The organism is Stutzerimonas tianxiuensis, from assembly GCF_053470365.1.
This window is the reverse complement of record NZ_JBPVWS010000004.1, coordinates 243,623-259,300: the sequence shown is the minus strand read 5'-3', so window position 1 is coordinate 259,300 and position 15,678 is coordinate 243,623. Positions and strand designations below refer to the sequence as shown.

At 62.1% G+C, this 15,678-nt stretch carries 15 protein-coding genes; 10 read left to right on the top strand and 5 right to left on the bottom strand.

What is annotated here, in order from left to right:
- Positions 1-27 precede the first annotated feature (27 nt).
- Entirely contained in the window at positions 28-1,542 is a 1,515-nt protein-coding gene (gene ilvA, locus ACSSNI_RS07800; RefSeq protein ID WP_200636191.1) for a threonine ammonia-lyase, biosynthetic, read from the top strand.
- A 21-nt stretch (positions 1,543-1,563) separates the two neighbouring features.
- Complete coding sequence (locus ACSSNI_RS07795; protein WP_102837786.1) at positions 1,564-2,004, top strand: DUF2269 family protein; 441 nt, start codon at positions 1,564-1,566, stop codon at positions 2,002-2,004.
- A gap of 8 nt (positions 2,005-2,012) precedes the next feature.
- Here ACSSNI_RS07795 and ACSSNI_RS07790 read toward each other — a convergent pair whose 3' ends face one another.
- Positions 2,013-2,666, bottom strand: a complete 654-nt coding sequence (locus tag ACSSNI_RS07790) for a histidinol-phosphatase (protein ID WP_200636192.1) — start codon at positions 2,664-2,666, stop codon at positions 2,013-2,015.
- Positions 2,667-2,845: 179 nt separating this feature from the next.
- Here ACSSNI_RS07790 and ACSSNI_RS07785 point away from each other — a divergent pair, with 179 nt between their 5' ends.
- Positions 2,846-3,325, top strand: coding sequence for an RNA pyrophosphohydrolase (locus ACSSNI_RS07785; RefSeq protein ID WP_102837835.1), 480 nt, complete (start codon positions 2,846-2,848; stop codon positions 3,323-3,325).
- Between the two features lie 19 nt (positions 3,326-3,344).
- Positions 3,345-5,618, top strand: a complete 2,274-nt coding sequence (gene ptsP, locus ACSSNI_RS07780) for a phosphoenolpyruvate--protein phosphotransferase (RefSeq protein WP_200636193.1) — start codon at positions 3,345-3,347, stop codon at positions 5,616-5,618.
- On the opposite strand, the gene ACSSNI_RS07775 is transcribed toward ptsP, so the two are convergent.
- Entirely contained in the window at positions 5,615-6,394 is a 780-nt protein-coding gene (locus ACSSNI_RS07775; RefSeq protein ID WP_200636197.1) for an NRDE family protein, read from the bottom strand. The two genes, ptsP and ACSSNI_RS07775, sit on opposite strands and share 4 nt — an antisense overlap.
- A gap of 159 nt (positions 6,395-6,553) precedes the next feature.
- On the opposite strand from ACSSNI_RS07775, the gene ACSSNI_RS07770 reads away from it, so the two are divergent.
- The 3 genes from ACSSNI_RS07770 to ACSSNI_RS07760 all read left to right on the top strand — a co-directional run bounded on the left by ACSSNI_RS07770 (position 6,554) and on the right by ACSSNI_RS07760 (position 9,051).
- Positions 6,554-7,336 (top strand): sulfite exporter TauE/SafE family protein, encoded by a 783-nt coding sequence (locus ACSSNI_RS07770; protein ID WP_148923955.1) that lies wholly within the window; start codon positions 6,554-6,556, stop codon positions 7,334-7,336.
- An 11-nt stretch (positions 7,337-7,347) separates the two neighbouring features.
- On the top strand, positions 7,348-8,148 hold the full coding sequence (gene lgt, locus ACSSNI_RS07765; protein WP_200636199.1) for a prolipoprotein diacylglyceryl transferase: 801 nt from the start codon (positions 7,348-7,350) through the stop codon (positions 8,146-8,148).
- 108 nt (positions 8,149-8,256) lie between these two features.
- Complete coding sequence (locus ACSSNI_RS07760; protein WP_200636201.1) at positions 8,257-9,051, top strand: thymidylate synthase; 795 nt, start codon at positions 8,257-8,259, stop codon at positions 9,049-9,051.
- A 12-nt stretch (positions 9,052-9,063) separates the two neighbouring features.
- On the opposite strand, the gene ACSSNI_RS07755 is transcribed toward ACSSNI_RS07760, so the two are convergent.
- Entirely contained in the window at positions 9,064-10,128 is a 1,065-nt protein-coding gene (locus tag ACSSNI_RS07755; protein ID WP_325166544.1) for a transporter substrate-binding domain-containing protein, read from the bottom strand.
- A gap of 139 nt (positions 10,129-10,267) precedes the next feature.
- Between ACSSNI_RS07755 and ACSSNI_RS07750 the strand changes: the two genes are divergently transcribed.
- Positions 10,268-11,041, top strand: coding sequence for a ParA family protein (locus tag ACSSNI_RS07750; protein ID WP_200636203.1), 774 nt, complete (start codon positions 10,268-10,270; stop codon positions 11,039-11,041).
- Between the two features lie 169 nt (positions 11,042-11,210).
- On the opposite strand, the gene ACSSNI_RS07745 is transcribed toward ACSSNI_RS07750, so the two are convergent.
- Entirely contained in the window at positions 11,211-12,005 is a 795-nt protein-coding gene (locus ACSSNI_RS07745) for a universal stress protein (protein WP_200636205.1), read from the bottom strand.
- A 184-nt stretch (positions 12,006-12,189) separates the two neighbouring features.
- Here ACSSNI_RS07745 and ACSSNI_RS07740 point away from each other — a divergent pair, with 184 nt between their 5' ends.
- Both ACSSNI_RS07740 and ACSSNI_RS07735 read left to right on the top strand, forming a co-directional pair.
- The gene (locus ACSSNI_RS07740; RefSeq protein ID WP_148923950.1) at positions 12,190-13,104 is read left to right on the top strand and encodes a response regulator; all 915 of its coding nucleotides are present in this window, start codon (positions 12,190-12,192) and stop codon (positions 13,102-13,104) included.
- Between the two features lie 163 nt (positions 13,105-13,267).
- Positions 13,268-14,164: a peptidoglycan DD-metalloendopeptidase family protein gene (locus ACSSNI_RS07735; RefSeq protein ID WP_102837776.1), complete on the top strand. Its 897-nt coding sequence runs from the start codon at positions 13,268-13,270 to the stop codon at positions 14,162-14,164.
- Positions 14,165-14,245: 81 nt separating this feature from the next.
- On the opposite strand, the gene ACSSNI_RS07730 is transcribed toward ACSSNI_RS07735, so the two are convergent.
- A complete protein-coding gene (locus tag ACSSNI_RS07730; protein ID WP_159969258.1) occupies positions 14,246-15,589 on the bottom strand; it encodes a hemolysin family protein in 1,344 nt (447 codons plus the stop codon).
- Between the last annotated feature and the right edge of the window lie 89 nt (positions 15,590-15,678).

Here is a 15,678-nt window from a genome sequence, read left to right as displayed (position 1 = left end):
CCGCAAGGCCCGCCAAGATAGCTCACGATGCTCGAACAGTACGTCAAGAAGATCCTCACCTCGCGCGTCTATGACGTTGCGGTGGAAACCCCGTTGCAGCCTGCCCGTCAGCTCTCTGAGCGGCTGGGTAATCAGATTTTGCTGAAGCGCGAAGATCTGCAGCCGGTGTTCTCCTTCAAGATTCGCGGTGCCTATAACAAGCTGGCACAGCTATCACCCGAGGAGTTGGCGCGCGGCGTGGTTACTGCGTCGGCCGGTAACCATGCGCAGGGCCTGGCCCTGGCGGCCCGTGAGCTGGGCATCAAGGCGACCATCGTCATGCCGCGCACCACGCCGGAACTGAAGGTGCAGGGCGTGCGTGCACGTGGAGGCAAGGTGGTGCTTCACGGGGATGCCTTTCCCGAGGCGTTGGCCTACTCACTGAAGTTGGTCGAGGAAAAGGGTTACGTCTATATCCACCCCTACGACGACCCGCACGTGATTGCCGGGCAAGGCACCGTGGCGATGGAGATCCTTCGCCAGCATCAGGGTCAGCTTGATGCGGTCTTCGTGCCGGTCGGTGGGGGCGGCTTGATTGCTGGCGTCGCTGCGTACATCAAATACCTCAAGCCAGACATCAAGGTCATTGGCGTCGAGCCGGACGATTCCAATTGCCTGCAGCAGGCGATGGCTGCGGGCGAGCGTGTGGTGCTGCCGCAGGTGGGTTTGTTCGCCGATGGGGTGGCGGTGGCGCAGATCGGTCAGTACACCTTCGACATCTGCCAGCACTACGTCGATGAGGTGATCACGGTCAGCACCGATGAGATCTGCGCGGCGATCAAGGACATCTACGACGATACCCGCTCAATCACCGAACCAGCAGGTGCGCTGGCAGTGGCCGGTATCAAGCGCTATGTGGAGCGCGAGGGCATTGAGCATCAGGTGCTGGTCGGCATCGATTCCGGCGCCAACGTGAATTTCGATCGGCTGCGTCATGTGGCGGAGCGCGCTGAGCTTGGCGAGAAGCGCGAGGCGATCATCGCGGTGACCATTCCCGAGGAGCCTGGCAGCTTCAAGGCATTCTGCGAGGCCATCGGCAAGCGCCAGATTACCGAATTCAATTACCGCTACCACGAAGACCGTGAGGCGCACATCTTTGTGGGTGTGCAGACCCATCCGGAAAACGATCCGCGGACGGCCTTGGTGGATGGGTTGCGGGCGAAGGGTTTCCCCGTGCTTGATCTCACTGACAACGAACTGGCCAAGCTGCACACCCGGCACATGGTCGGGGGGCACGCCTCTGGCGTCAGTGATGAAGTGGTCTATCGGTTCGAATTCCCGGAGCGTCCGGGCGCGCTGTTCAACTTCCTCAACAATCTCGGCGGGCGCTGGAATATTTCGATGTTCCACTACCGCAATCACGGCGCGGCTGACGGGCGGGTGGTTGCCGGCCTGCAGGTACCTGCCGAAGACCGTCACTTGTTGCCGGCCGCACTGGACAAGATCGGCTATCGCTACTGGGACGAAACAGACAATCCGGCCTACCAACTTTTTCTCGGCTGACCAGCCGTACCGCGGGGATCGATGGAACACTACCAACTGCTGAACATGACTCACGCCGCTCTGGCGATTCTCCTCACGCTGGGGCTGATTGCCCACATCATCATGCTGTGGAAAGCCTGGCGGCGGGCCGATCCGGTGGTGCTGCAGAACAAGCTGCGCCGCACCCGGTTGATGTCGCTGCCATTGCTGGCGGTGTTTGCCTTGTTGCTTCCGGTGACCGGCTGGTGGCTGGCGCACCTGGCAGGTTTTCCGCTCGGTCAGCTGTGGTTGCTGGCCAGCTCGGTGCTGTTCCTGGTTCTGGTGCCACTAGGCCTGCTGCTCAGCGGCCGCCTGCGTGCCTGGCAAGCGCTGGGCGATGCCCCAGCGCCCGCGCGCCTGCCGCGCTTTGCGCTGGTTTACGCGGGTCTGATCCTGCTGATTCTGGTCGCCATCATGGGTTTGATGGGCGCCAAGCCGGTCTAGCGTTGAGGTCAGCGCAGGCTGATGATGCGCCAGCCGCGTTGCTCGGCGATGCCCTTCAGGGTCGGGTCCGGATCGACCGCTACCGGATGGCTGACGCGCTCCAGTAGCGGCAGGTCGTTGCGCGAGTCGCTGTAGAAATAGCTGTCATCCAGGCTCTGGTCATTTTCCATCAGCCAGCGTTCGATGCGCGTTACCTTGCCCTCCTGAAAACAGGGCACGTCGGTCAGCCGACCGGTGTAGCGTCCCTCTTGCATCTCACACTCGGTGGCCAGCAGCGTATCGACGCCCAGGCGCTTGGCGATTGGCCCGGTAATGAAGCGGTTGGTGGCAGTAATGATCACCACCCGGTCGCCGGCTTCATGATGCTGACGCACCAGTGCCTCACCCTTGGCCAGGACGATGGGCTCGATGTGGTCGCGCATGAACTCGGCGTGCCACTGCTTCAGCTGCGGCATCTCGCTGCGGCCCAGCAGCTCCTGGCAGAAGTTCTGATACTCCAGTACATCCAGCGCGCCGGCCAGATAGTCCTGATAAAAGGCATCGTTGCGGGCGCGGTACGCCTCGGCATCGACCAGCCCGCGCTGGCAGAGAAACTCGCCCCAGGCGTGGTCGCTGTCACCGGCCAGGAGGGTGTTATCAAGATCGAAAAGAGCCAGGCGCACGCTGCGTTCCTCGGGGGATAAAGGGGGGTGAAGCATAGCGGTATCGCTCGATAGATGGCAGCCGGCAAGCGTTCGGATCGAGGATCGGAGCCGGTAGATCAATGGCTTCCATGCGCGCTTTCTGCTTTTCACGTTTTTGTGGAACAATGCCGCGATATGCGTTTGCGAGGTTGTATGCCGTGATCGACTCCGATGGTTTTCGCCCCAATGTCGGCATCATCCTGACCAATGATGTCGGGCAAGTGCTGTGGGCCCGGCGGATTAATCAGGATGCCTGGCAGTTTCCGCAAGGCGGAATCAACCCGCGCGAGACGCCGGAGGAGGCGCTCTTTCGCGAGCTGAACGAAGAGGTCGGCCTGGAAGAGCAGGACGTCAAGATTCTCGCCTGCACCCGTGGCTGGCTGCGCTACCGCTTGCCTCAGCGGCTGGTGCGTACTCATAGTCAGCCGCTGTGTATCGGTCAGAAGCAGAAATGGTTCTTGCTGCGCCTTACCGGTGCCGAAGACCGGGTTCGTATGGATCTGACCGGCAAGCCCGAGTTCGACGGCTGGCGCTGGGTCAGTTACTGGTACCCGTTGGGGCAGGTGGTCACCTTCAAGCGCGAGGTTTACCGTCGCGCCTTAAAAGAACTCGCTCCGCGCCTCCTGGCGCGGGACTGACGGGAGAAAGCCCCTGAGCATGCTCGGCACGCTGCGCAAGATCGTCCAGGAAGTAAACGCTGCCAAGGACCTCAAGGCGGCCTTGGGCATTATCGTGCTGAGAGTTCGGGCGGCCATGGCCAGCCACGTCTGCTCGGTCTACCTGCTCGATCCCGAATCCGGGCGTTTTGTCCTGATGGCCACCGAAGGCCTGAACAAGAAGGCCATCGGCAAAGTCAGCATGGCGCCGAATGAGGGTCTGGTCGGCTTGGTTGGCACGCGCGAGGAGCCGCTCAACCTGGAGCATGCGTGTGAACATCCGCGCTATCGCTATTTCGCTGAAACCGGCGAAGAACGCTACGCCTCCTTTCTCGGCGCACCGATCATCCACCACCGGCGGGTGATGGGTGTTCTGGTCATCCAGCAGAGAGAACAACGCCTGTTCGACGAGGGTGAAGAAGCCTTCCTCGTAACAATGAGTGCACAGCTTGCCGGTGTTATCGCTCATGCCGAGGCGACCGGGTCGATCCGCGGCCTCGGCCGGCAGGGCAAGGGCATCCAGGAAACCCGCTTTATCGGTATTCCCGGCGCGCCTGGCGCGGCAGTGGGTACCGCTGTCGTCGTTCTGCCACCCGCTGACCTCGATGTGGTTCCGGACAAGACGATTGAGGACATCCCGGCTGAACTGGTGCTGTTCGAGGCTGCGCTCGAAGCAGTGCGAGCCGATATGCGTGCGCTGTCGGAAAAGCTAGCGACCCAGATGCGCAAGGAAGAACGTGCGCTGTTCGACGTCTATCTGATGATGCTGGATGACTCCGCACTCGGCGGCGAGGTGTCCAAGGTTATCCGCACGGGCCAATGGGCCCAAGGCGCGCTGCGTCAGGTCGTCAGCGACCACGTCGGCCGTTTCGAGATGATGGACGATGCCTACCTGCGCGAGCGCGCCTCGGACGTCAAGGACATCGGCCGGCGCCTGCTGAGTTATCTGCAGCAGGCCCGCCAGCAGACCCTGACCTACCCGGACAACACCATTCTGGTCAGCGAGGAGCTGTCCCCGGCGATGCTCGGCGAGGTGCCTGAAGGCAAGTTGATGGGCATGGTTTCGGTACTGGGTTCGAGCAACTCACACGTGGCGATCCTGGCGCGGGCCATGGGTATTCCCACGGTGATGGGGGCGGTTGACCTGCCATATTCGAAGGTCGATGGCATCGAGCTAATCATCGACGGCACCCGTGGCGAGATCATCACCAACCCGGCCAAGGTCCTGCGCGAGCAATACCTGGTTCTGGCCGAGCAGGAGCGGCAGCTGTCCGAAGGGCTCGACGTGCTGCGCGAGCTGCCTTGCGAGACCACCGACGGTTTGCGCATCCCGCTGTGGGTGAATACCGGTCTGCTCGCCGATGTGGTGCGCGCGCAGGAGCGCGGCGCCGAAGGCGTCGGCCTGTATCGCACCGAAGTGCCCTTCATGATCAAGGAGCGCTTCCCCAGCGAGAAGGAGCAGATGGCGATCTATCGCGAACAGCTGCAGGCCTTCCACCCGCTGCCAGTGACCATGCGCAGCCTCGACGTTGGCGGCGACAAGAGCCTGCCGTACTTCCCGATCAAGGAAGAAAACCCCTTCCTTGGATGGCGCGGGATTCGCGTGACCCTCGATCATCCGGAAATCTTTCTGCTGCAGACTCGCGCCATGCTCAAGGCCAGCGCCGGACTGAACAACCTGCGCATTCTGCTGCCCATGATCTCTGGCACCCGCGAGCTGGAAGAGGCACTGCACCTGATCCATCGTGCCTGGGGCGAGGTACGCGATGAGGGCACCGACGTCGAAATGCCGCCGGTGGGCGTCATGATCGAGGTGCCGGCTGCTGTCTACCTGACCCGTGAGCTGGCCCGTCAGGTCGACTTCCTCTCGGTGGGCTCCAACGACCTGACTCAGTATCTGCTGGCGGTGGACCGCAATAATCCGCGCGTCGCTGATCTGTACGATTACCTGCACCCGGCTGTGCTCGAAGCGCTGCAGCGGGTCGTTCGCGAGGCGCACGAGGAAGGCAAGCCGGTCAGCATTTGTGGTGAGATGGCCGGCGACCCCGGTGCCGCCATCCTGCTGCTGGCGATGGGCTTCGACAGCCTGTCGATGAACGCCACCAACCTGCCAAAGGTGAAGTGGATGCTGCGTCAGATCAGTTCGGTCACGGCGCGTGAGCTGTTGGCCAAGGTGATGAAGATGGACAGCCCGCAGGTCATCCACGCCACCGTGCAGCTGACGCTGCGCAATCTCGGGCTGGATCGCATGGTTAATCCATCTGCCGCGATCTAACCCAACACCTTTGCGGGCTCAGTTGTCGTCGGCGGCAGGTCTATCGCTGTTTCACCGGTCACACCCTTCGCGTCGAAACGGCGCTCGGTCATGCTCATGGATCCGTCCGAGCGGCGCACCAATAAGGTGATGGCGCGGGTGCCGTAGTCCGGGCTGGCGATGAACGCGCTGGACAGCAGCTTCTCCATCTCATGCGAGATGCCGGTAGTGGGCAGTTCGGCATCCGCGGCGGGCCGTGAGTCGCTCATGATCTCTAGCAACCGGTCGCGCTCCGGCGCACCGAGGCAGGCCTCTAGCGCCGATCGAGTGCTCAGCAGCTTTGGCCAAGGCGTATCCAGCGCTGCATTGGACAGACCGTAGACGCCCGGCGATAGAGCGCGGGGCGTTGCTTCCTTTGAATTGAGATACCAGAGCTCGGTGAGATTCCCGACCAGCAGGTTGAAGCCGGAATATTGACCGAGATTGCCGGTCAGCTCCTGCATATAGTGCGCCGGCGATTGCGCGCCCCGCAGGAAGCGTTCGGGCAGCTCGCCTCGCGAGCGCTCGCCAAGAGGGGCGCCAGGCGCACGAATATTGGTCAGCGCAGCGAAGCGTCCATCCGTGGTTTCACCCATCCAGGTGCCGCCTGCCTGCAGGTCGCGACCGGCTACGACCTGCGGCGCGTCGTCCCAATGCCCCAGCGGCAGACTGGGGCGCGCATGAAATTCGTCACGGTTGGCGGCGACGATCAACGGCTGTGCATGGCCGGGGCGCCAGGCGAATACGATCAAGCACATTAGAAACCGGACTCGGTAGCAAGGAAGCACCGAGGCTAGACGAAAACGCAGCGCCCACGCCACATCGGCAGGACGCTGGTTACGTTTCAGAGGATTGCCGCGTACCGCCCCGCTGGCGTTTTTCCGCTAACATGCCGCTTTGTTTTTCAAGGTGGCTCGATGGAGTTCGCGCTTTATCTGCTTCTCGGCGGATTCGCTGGTGTACTGGCAGGGCTGTTCGGTGTCGGTGGTGGCCTGATCATCGTTCCGGTGCTGGTGTTCAGCTTTACAGCGCAGGGGTTCGATCCACAGATCCTTACCCATCTGGCCGTCGGCACCTCGCTGGCAACCATCGTCTTTACCTCGATGAACTCAATTCTGACGCACCATCGCAAGGGCGCCGTGCAGTGGCCCGTGGTGCTCTGGATGACGCTTGGCATTCTGTTCGGTGCGGCGCTGGGAAGCCTGACGGCGGCGTCGATTCAAGGCCCGCTGCTGCAGAAGATCATCGGTTTGTTCGCCATCGCCATGGCGGTGCAGATGGGTTTTTCACTGCAGCCAAAGGCCAGTGCCGGTGTACCGGGCCGGCCTGTGCTGGCCGTTGCAGGCGCAGTCATCGGGTGGGCATCGGCCATCTTCGGGATCGGCGGCGGTTCTTTGACCGTGCCCTTCCTCAGCTGGCGCAGTGTACCGATGCAGCAGGCAGTGGGCACCTCGGCAGCTTGCGGTTTGCCGATTGCCATCGCCGGTGCATTGAGCTTCGCGGTTGTTGGCTGGCAGGATGCGCACCTGCCTGACTGGAGCGTCGGCTATGTCTATTTGCCAGCGCTGGTTGGCGTCGCCATCACCAGCATGTTCTTTGCCCGTGTCGGCGCTAATCTGGCGCATCGATTGTCCGCATCAATGCTGCGGCGCCTGTTCGCGCTGCTCTTATTGGGCGTAGGTATCAATTTCTTGATCTGAGGAAAACCCGGATGCTGCCTTATCCGCAGATAGACCCTGTGGCCGTGTCGCTTGGCCCGCTGCAAATCCACTGGTATGGCCTGATGTACCTGATCGGCATCGGCGGTGCCTGGCTGCTGGCATCGCGTCGGCTGCACCGCTTCGATCCCACTTGGGACAAGGACAAGCTTTCCGACCTGGTGTTCTGGGTGGCCATGGGCGTGATCGTCGGTGGGCGGCTGGGCTATGTGCTGTTCTACGATCTGGCGTCCTATATCAACGACCCGACGCTGATCTTCCAGGTCTGGAAGGGCGGCATGTCATTTCACGGTGGTCTGCTGGGCGTGCTGCTATGCACCTGGATATTCGCCCGGCGCAACGGCAAGAAGTTTTTCGAGCTGATGGACTTCATTGCCCCCTTTGTCCCCATTGGGCTGGGTGCCGGGCGTATCGGTAACTTCATCAATGCCGAACTCTGGGGCAAGGCGACCGATGTGCCTTGGGCGATGGTCTTCCCAACCGATCCGCAACAGCTGGCGCGGCACCCGTCGCAGCTCTACCAGTTCGCCCTGGAGGGCGTGGCCCTGTTCGTCATTCTCTGGCTCTACTCGAGCAAGCCGCGGCCGACCATGGCGGTGTCCGGCCTGTTCGCCGTGTGCTACGGCATCTTCCGCTTCATTGTCGAATTCGTTCGCGTACCCGACGCCCAGCTCGGTTACTTGGCGTTTGGCTGGCTGACCATGGGGCAGGTGCTGTGCATCCCGATGATCCTGATCGGTCTTGGCATGATTGCCTGGGGCTACCGTCACGAGCCGGTGAAGGCGGTCGCCTGACCGCACACCGTCCGGCTTCGTCGCCAAAAGGGCGACAAGCCGGACGTCGGCTTTTACTATTTGCAGCATTTCTCTCACCGCGCCCCGGCGCCCGCTTCGAGCCCATCGATGAAACAGTATCTCGACCTGATGCGCCATGTGCGCGAGCACGGCACCTTCAAGAGTGATCGCACCGGCACCGGCACCTACAGCGTATTTGGTCATCAGATGCGCTTCGACCTGGCGGACGGTTTCCCGCTGGTGACGACCAAGAAGTGCCACCTGAAATCGATCATTCACGAGCTGCTGTGGTTTCTTCAGGGCGATACCAATATCAAGTACCTGCAGGAAAACGGGGTGCGGATCTGGGACGAATGGGCCGACGAAAACGGCGAACTCGGCCCGGTCTACGGCTACCAGTGGCGCAATTGGCCGGCGCCCAACGGCGAGTCGGTCGACCAGATCAGCAAGCTGGTGGAGATGATCAAGAAAAACCCGGATTCGCGGCGGCTGATGGTATCAGCCTGGAACCCGGCGCTGGTCGATCAGATGGCGCTGCCGCCATGCCACGCGCTGTTCCAGTTCTATGTGGCGGACGGCAAGCTCAGCTGCCAGCTCTACCAGCGCTCGGCTGACATCTTCCTCGGAGTGCCCTTCAACATCGCCAGCTACGCATTGCTGACGCTGATGGTGGCGCAGGTGTGCGACCTGCAACCCGGTGAATTCATCTGGAGCGGCGGTGATTGCCACCTCTATGCCAATCACCTGGAGCAGGCCGACCTGCAGTTGACCCGCGAGCCGCTGCCGCTGCCGACCATGAAGCTCAACCCCGAGGTAAAGGATCTGTTCGCCTTCCGCTTCGAGGACTTCGAACTGGTCGGCTACGAAGCCCATCCACACATCAAGGCCCCGGTTGCCGTCTGAGACGCCCTTGCTCTATTGCCCGCCCAGGTAGCGTGCCTGCATGTCCGGCCAGCGGGGGCTGTTGGTGATATCCAGAATCGCCTGGCTCAGCCGCTCCCGGTACGGGCTGCCAGCGCGCACGGCAAAGGCATAGGATTGATCTTCAAAGGTGCCGGGCAGCAGTCGTAAGCCCTCGCCCTGCCTCTCGGTGTTTCGGTACTGAAGGATCGGCTGGTCGTAGACGACAGCGTCGGCCTCTCCATCGATCACGGCTTGAATCGCCTGACTGAGGTCGGAAAAGGCGGTGGTGCGCACGCGGTGGTGCTGTAAATAGTCGGAGCTGACGGTGCCGTCTACCGTCGCTACGTGAGCGCCGCGCAGATCGTCCGGCCCTTGCAGCCCGCTTTTCAGGCTGCCAACCGTCAAGGTACTGGTCACGGCCGCGGTGAAGGTCGACACCATGATCAACGCAGCGAACATCCAGACAATGGCGATCAGGCGACCGCCGAGGGTAACCGGCGCCTTGTCACCATAGCCGACGGTGGTCATGGTGACCGCTGCCCACCAGAAGCTGTTGCCTAGCCCCTCGACCGAACTGCCGCCGAACTGCTCGCGGTTGCGCCGGCGCTCGAACAGCCAGAGCAGCGCGCCGACCAGCAGCAATAACGCGCCCAGGCCCAGCACCAGGCTCGCGAATTGCCAGGAAAACAGGGCTCGAACGGCGCCCCAGCCACTGCCCTGCTGGGCTGGCGGAACGCCGATTGCCAGCCCCGTGCGGTAGAACGGGTGGGTGAAATCCACCAGCGCCTCGCGCTCGGCGGTCATGGTCAGCGCACCGACCACCACATCCAGCTGATCCTGCTCCAGTCCGGGCAGCAGCTGATCGAACGCCATGGGCTGCAACTCGTAGCGATATCCGGCCTGCTCGGCGATGGCCTGCCACAGATCGATGCTGATGCCGCTCCAGCGGCCATCGGCCTCCTGAATGACGAAGGGCGGCACCTCTGTGATGCCCACACGCAGCACCTCGCCTTGTGACTGGGCAGTGGCCTGCTGGCTCAACAGGGCGAACAGCAAAACGATCAGAAACCTCGGCACATGACTTTCCTCGTTGTCGTTATGCGCCAAGGGTAGCAAAGCTGGGCGGGAGGACTGCGGCGCCTTCGGTCCAGGAAAGTCGCCAGAGTGCCATCTGCGTTGTATAGACTCCGGTGAAACCATGATCAGAGGACGGAGCATGCGACGGGTCGTATTCAATCAAAAGGGCGGTGTCGGCAAGTCCAGCATTGCCTGCAACCTGGCTGCAGTCAGCGCAGCGCAAGGCTATCGCACGCTGCTGATCGACCTGGACGCGCAGGCCAATTCCAGCCATTACCTCACCGGCCTGACCGGCGACGAATTGCCAACGGGGATCGCCGACTACTTCAAGCAGATCCTGGCGGGAGGGCCCGCAGGGAAAAAGGCTCGCCCACCGATCACCGAAACCCGCTTCGAAAACCTGCACCTGATTACCGCCACCGCCGAATTGGCCGATCTGCAGCCCAAGCTCGAAGCCAAGCACAAGATCAACAAGCTGCGAAAGCTGCTGGAAAGCCTCTCTGAAGAGTACGGGCGCATCTATCTGGACACGCCGCCGGCGCTGAACTTCTTTACCCTGTCGGCCCTGATAGCTGCGGACCGCTGCCTGATACCGTTCGACTGCGACAGCTTTTCCCGGCAGGCGCTGTACAGCCTGCTCGAGGAAATCGAGGAGCTGCAGGAAGACCACAATGAAGCGCTGCGAGTCGAAGGTATCGTCGTCAACCAATTCCAGCCGCGCGCGGCCTTGCCGCAGCAGATGATCGACGAACTGCTGGCCGAGGGGCTGCCCGTACTACCGGTGCACTTGATGAGTTCGGTGCGCATGCGTGAGTCGCATCAGGTCTGCACGCCGCTGATCCACCTCGACCCACGGCACAAGCTGACACAGCAGTTCATCGAGTTGCACGCACACCTGGAAAACGCGGGCTGACCGAATTTCACGGACCGCTTTTTCGCGCCCTCGATGCGGTGGCCAAGGCTCGTCGCTCTTGTTTATAGCGCTAAACGTCGCAAGTTTTTGTGCAGGCGCAACCGCAGCGCCCGGCAGGACGGTTCCGTCAGAACTGTCCGCTCGCAACATCTATTGGCCCGCCCGGGTGTCAGTGCGCGATCAGCACGTCGCAGGGGGGCTGGTCGAGATACTCTCGTGTAAGGCTGCCGAGCAGCGCTTCGCTCATCGTGCCACGGCTGTGGCTGCCCAGTGCCAGGAGTTGTGGTTGCACCGCCGCAATGGCCGAGTCTAGACAGTTGTTGCGCTCACCGTACCGTAAGCTCGATTGCAACTGGGCACCGGTAGCGGCCAAGTGCCGGCGAAGATCCGCGACAAGCTGGTCGAACAGTTCGTGCTGCAGCGTCAGCTCGGCTGATTCCGGCGGGCACACTTCCGATGACTCATAGATATTCAGTGCGGTTAGAGCACTCCCGCCGGGCATCAACTGCCACGCCGACTGCAGTGCGCGACTGGCGCAGTCGGAGTAATCCAGCGCAGCCAGCGCGCGTGAGTAGGGGGCTGCCGGCGTGACCGCCAACAGTAGCGGCGCGGGGCAGCGCTGCAGGACCTGCTCCAGCGTGGTGCCGGCGAAGCCTTGCGGCGAATGCCGGTGGTGGCGGCCCATTATCAGCAAGTCAATTTCCAGCCCGGCGGCTTGGGTAAGAATTTCCTCGGCTGCGCGACCCTCGCGGATCCAGGGCTGCAGCTGAGCAAGGCCGTGGCGTTCAAGCCTTGTGTGCAGATAAACCTGTGCATGCTGCTGCTCCTTCGCGTCCGGCTGGCCTGTCAGAACGTGCAGCACGCTCAGTCGTGCTCCGGTTTGCTGCGCCAACTGCGCCGCGCGGCTCAAGGCCAGGTCGGCCTCGGGGCTGAGATCGTGGGCGACAAGAATATGCTGAACCATGACGGCCTCGCGGTTTGCTGAGCGAAATGGCTGCAGTATGCCGGGCAGATCCAGGCGTTGTCCTGATCAGGAGCAGGTGTCCTCTGTGTGCACAAAAAAGAGGCTGGCCGCCGCTTTGATCTGGAACGCTTTTTTCATCGGGCTGCTGACGCTATGCTGGCGGCCATTCATGCAGGAGCGAGTGATGAGCAAGGTCAGTGTGCTGGTGGTGGATGACGCACCCTTCATTCGGGATTTGATCAAGAAAGGGTTGCGTAGCCACTTCCCGGGGATTCGTATCGAGGACGCTGTGAACGGGCGTAAGGCCCAGCAGATGCTCGATCGCGATTCTTTCGACCTGATCCTCTGCGATTGGGAAATGCCGGAAATGTCCGGTCTTGAACTGCTCACCTGGTGCCGCGCTCAGGAAAAGCTCAAAACCACCCCGTTCATCATGGTCACCAGCCGTGGCGACAAGGAAAACGTGGTGCAGGCGATCCAGTCCGGTGTGTCCGATTTCATCGGCAAGCCATTCTCCAACGAACAATTGACCACCAAGGTCCGCAAGGCCCTTGGAAGGGCCGGCAAGCTCGGTGCGTTGGCTGCCAGCGCACCGGCACGACCGACCAACACCGGCATGGCTAACGATTCCTTGGCTGCGTTGACGGGCGGTAAGGCTGAAGTCATCAAACCGGCGTCTGCTGCGGCGGCAGTGTCACCGGCGCCCGGTTCCGCCGCGCCGCTCGTGCAGCCGGGCGCAGCCAAACCAACAGCAGCCAGTGGCGGTCGCGGCCAAGGCCAGCTGCGCCTGGCGAGCGGGACGCTTGCGTGCGTCATCAAGGCCCTCAGTCTCAAAGAGGGGCTGCTAGTGGTCAGGCGCGGTGAGACGCTACCGCAGGTGCTGGAGAGCGCAGTGCTCGATCTGGAGCAGGGCGAAGGCGGGGAGGTGGCACGCCTCAATGGCTATCTGCACGCGGTCGCAGCGCTGGAACCCAAGCCGGACAGTGAGTGGCTGCAATTGACCTTTCGCTTCGTCGATCGCGATCCGCAAAAGCTCGATTACCTGTCCCGGCTGATCGCTCGGGGCACCGCTCAGCGTCACTTCGTGCCGGGCGCTTAAGGCCCGCCGAGGCAATTGAGAATGCGAGCAGTGCGACCGACTGTCCGGAAAGCCCATTGATGCGATGAACCATTTCACAGGCTGGCAGTCGGTGGCTCGCGCTTACACCGCTGCGCTGTTAGTCTGCAGCGCTCTGACACATAACCACATGAAGTCTGCCGTTATGTTGGGGCGCACCTTTCTTGCTCTTGGGTTGTTCTGGCTGGCCATGCCTGCCTCGGCCCTCACCATCTACAAGTACACCGACGCCAACGGCGTGGTCACCTACAGCGACCAGGCTGCACCGGGTGCGCGCGTGTTCACCTTCAGTGATCGAATGGTCGAGAAGCTCGACACCCAGGTAAAGCTGGAAACCCGCAAGCATGCCGGCGGCGAAACCCTCGTGGTGCGCAACGACCTGTTCGCCCCGGTCGATGTGGAGCTCAAACTGACGGGCGTGCAGAACGCCGTCGGCGCACCGGACAAGCCAATCCGCTGGGTGCTGCCGCCGCGCAGCCAGATCCGCCTGGCGACCCTGGCCCCACTCGACCCTTCCAAGCCGCTGAAATACACCCCCAAGCTGCGCCACGCGCTCGGCGATCCACGCCTGTTACCCAAGCCCTACAAGTATCCGCTGCCCTGGCGCGGCGGCCCGTTCCGCCTGACTCAGGGCGCCAACGGCAAGTACAGCCACTTCACCCCGAAAGGTCGGTACGCCGCCGACATCGCCATGCCCGAGGGTACGCCGATCATCGCGGCGCGGGGCGGAATGGTGGTCAAGATCGAGAACGCCCAGAGCGGACGAGGCAACAACCCGGCCGGTAACTTCGTCCGTGTGCTGCATGATGACGGCACCATGGGCGTCTACCTGCACCTGATGAAAGGCTCGGTCAGTGTTGGCGAAGGTCAGCGCATCGAAGCCGGTTCCCTGCTGGCGCGCTCGGGCAATACCGGCAACAGCACCGGCCCGCATCTGCATTTCGTCGTCCAGCGCAACGTCGGCCTGGCGGTCGAGTCGATCCCCTTCGATTTCGCCCAGCCAGTCAACAGCCTGCCGAATTTCGCGGTTGGTGGGGACTAAGGGTAGCTGCAAGCTCCTAGTCATGGGTCGAAAGCAAAAGCCCGACGCTAGCGCTCGAACCGCAGCTGAAAGCTAGCTGGCCTATTCCTGCTTCAACACCTTGGCCAACACGATCTTCGGGCCGCGCATCTTCTTGACCACGATCTGCAGATCGTCGACCAGCAACTCCTCGTTTTCTTCCGGGACGCGCTTGAGGGTTTCGTAGATCAGCCCTGCCAAGGTGTCGGCCTCGATATGGTCCAGGTCGATACCGAGAAGGCGCTCCAGCTTGAACAGCGGCGTGTCGCCGCGCACCAGCAACTTGCCAGGCTGATAGGCGAGGATGCCGCGCTCGGTCTTGCGATGCTCGTCCTGAATGTCGCCGACCAGCACTTCCAGCACGTCCTCCATGGTCAGGAAGCCCACTACCTTATGGTCGCCCTCTTCAACCAGCACGAAGTGCGCTCCGCCTTGGCGGAATTGTTCCAGCAGCACGTTGAGCGGCAGATAGCGCGGCACCCGTTCCAGGGGTCGCAGTATGTCGCTGAGCACGAAGTGCTGGGCCAACTGGTCGTCGCTGGCTAACGCCAGCAGCAAGTCCTTGATGTGCAGCAGCCCGATGTAGTCACCCTGCTCGCTGTCATATACAGGGTAGCGGCTGTACTTATGGCGGCGGATCACGTCGAGGATTTCTGCCAGCGAGGCACTGTGTTCCAGCTGAACCAGGTCCTCCCGGGAGTTGGCCCAGTCCGCCACCTCCAACTCACTCATCTCGACTGCCGAGGCGAGCACTTTGATGTCTTGGTTCGCCGGGTCCAGCGCCCGGTTTGAATGCAGGATCAGCTTCAGCTCTTCGCGGCTGTAGTGGTGTTCATGATGACTGCCAGGCTCACCCTGGCCGGCTACCCGAAGAATCGCGTTGGCGCTGGCGTTGAGCAGGTAGATGGCGGGGTACATCGCCCAGTAGAACAAGTACAGCGGTGCAGCCGTCCACAGCGAAAGCAGCTCGGGCTTGCGGATCGCCCAGGACTTGGGCGCTAGCTCACCGATGACAATGTGCAGATAGGAAATGATGAAAAACGCCGTGAAAAAGGCGATGCCATGCACGACCGCCGGGGACTGGATGCCAACGGCAGCCATGACCGGCTCCAACAGGTGAGCAAAGGCCGGCTCACCGACCCAGCCGAGGCCCAGGGAGGCGAGGGTAATTCCCAGCTGGCAGGCCGAGAGGTAGGCATCCAGCTGACTGTGCACTTTGCGCAGGATGTGCCCGCGCCAGCCATGCTGCTTGGCGATGGCCTCGACCTTGGTGGCGCGCAGCTTGACCATCGCGAACTCGGCCGCCACGAAGAAGCCATTGAGCAAGACCAGGAAAAGTGCAAACAGAATCATGCCGAAGTCGGCGAAATAGGATGAAGCGGCGTAACTAGCGGGGGAAGGGTCCATTAGGGTGTCAGGTAGTCGAAGACGGCCCAAGGATGGGGCCGGCCCGGGGTTATTTCAAGGCGCCATTGGGCGTCAGGTTTCGGCCGGCC

Bases quoted from the DNA above. Each gene is read 5' to 3' on its own strand.
- ilvA (WP_200636191.1), top strand. From the start codon at position 28: ATGCTCGAACAGTACGTCAAGAAGATCCTCACCTCGCGCGTCTATGAC.
- ACSSNI_RS07795 (WP_102837786.1), top strand. From the start codon at position 1,564: ATGGAACACTACCAACTGCTGAACATGACTCACGCCGCTCTGGCGATT.
- ptsP (WP_200636193.1), top strand. From the start codon at position 3,345: ATGCTCGGCACGCTGCGCAAGATCGTCCAGGAAGTAAACGCTGCCAAG.
- ACSSNI_RS07775 (WP_200636197.1), bottom strand. From the start codon at position 6,394: ATGTGCTTGATCGTATTCGCCTGGCGCCCCGGCCATGCACAGCCGTTG.
- ACSSNI_RS07770 (WP_148923955.1), top strand. From the start codon at position 6,554: ATGGAGTTCGCGCTTTATCTGCTTCTCGGCGGATTCGCTGGTGTACTG.
- lgt (WP_200636199.1), top strand. From the start codon at position 7,348: ATGCTGCCTTATCCGCAGATAGACCCTGTGGCCGTGTCGCTTGGCCCG.
- ACSSNI_RS07760 (WP_200636201.1), top strand. From the start codon at position 8,257: ATGAAACAGTATCTCGACCTGATGCGCCATGTGCGCGAGCACGGCACC.
- ACSSNI_RS07750 (WP_200636203.1), top strand. From the start codon at position 10,268: ATGCGACGGGTCGTATTCAATCAAAAGGGCGGTGTCGGCAAGTCCAGC.
- ACSSNI_RS07745 (WP_200636205.1), bottom strand. From the start codon at position 12,005: ATGGTTCAGCATATTCTTGTCGCCCACGATCTCAGCCCCGAGGCCGAC.
- ACSSNI_RS07740 (WP_148923950.1), top strand. From the start codon at position 12,190: ATGAGCAAGGTCAGTGTGCTGGTGGTGGATGACGCACCCTTCATTCGG.
- ACSSNI_RS07735 (WP_102837776.1), top strand. From the start codon at position 13,268: ATGTTGGGGCGCACCTTTCTTGCTCTTGGGTTGTTCTGGCTGGCCATG.
- ACSSNI_RS07730 (WP_159969258.1), bottom strand. From the start codon at position 15,589: ATGGACCCTTCCCCCGCTAGTTACGCCGCTTCATCCTATTTCGCCGAC.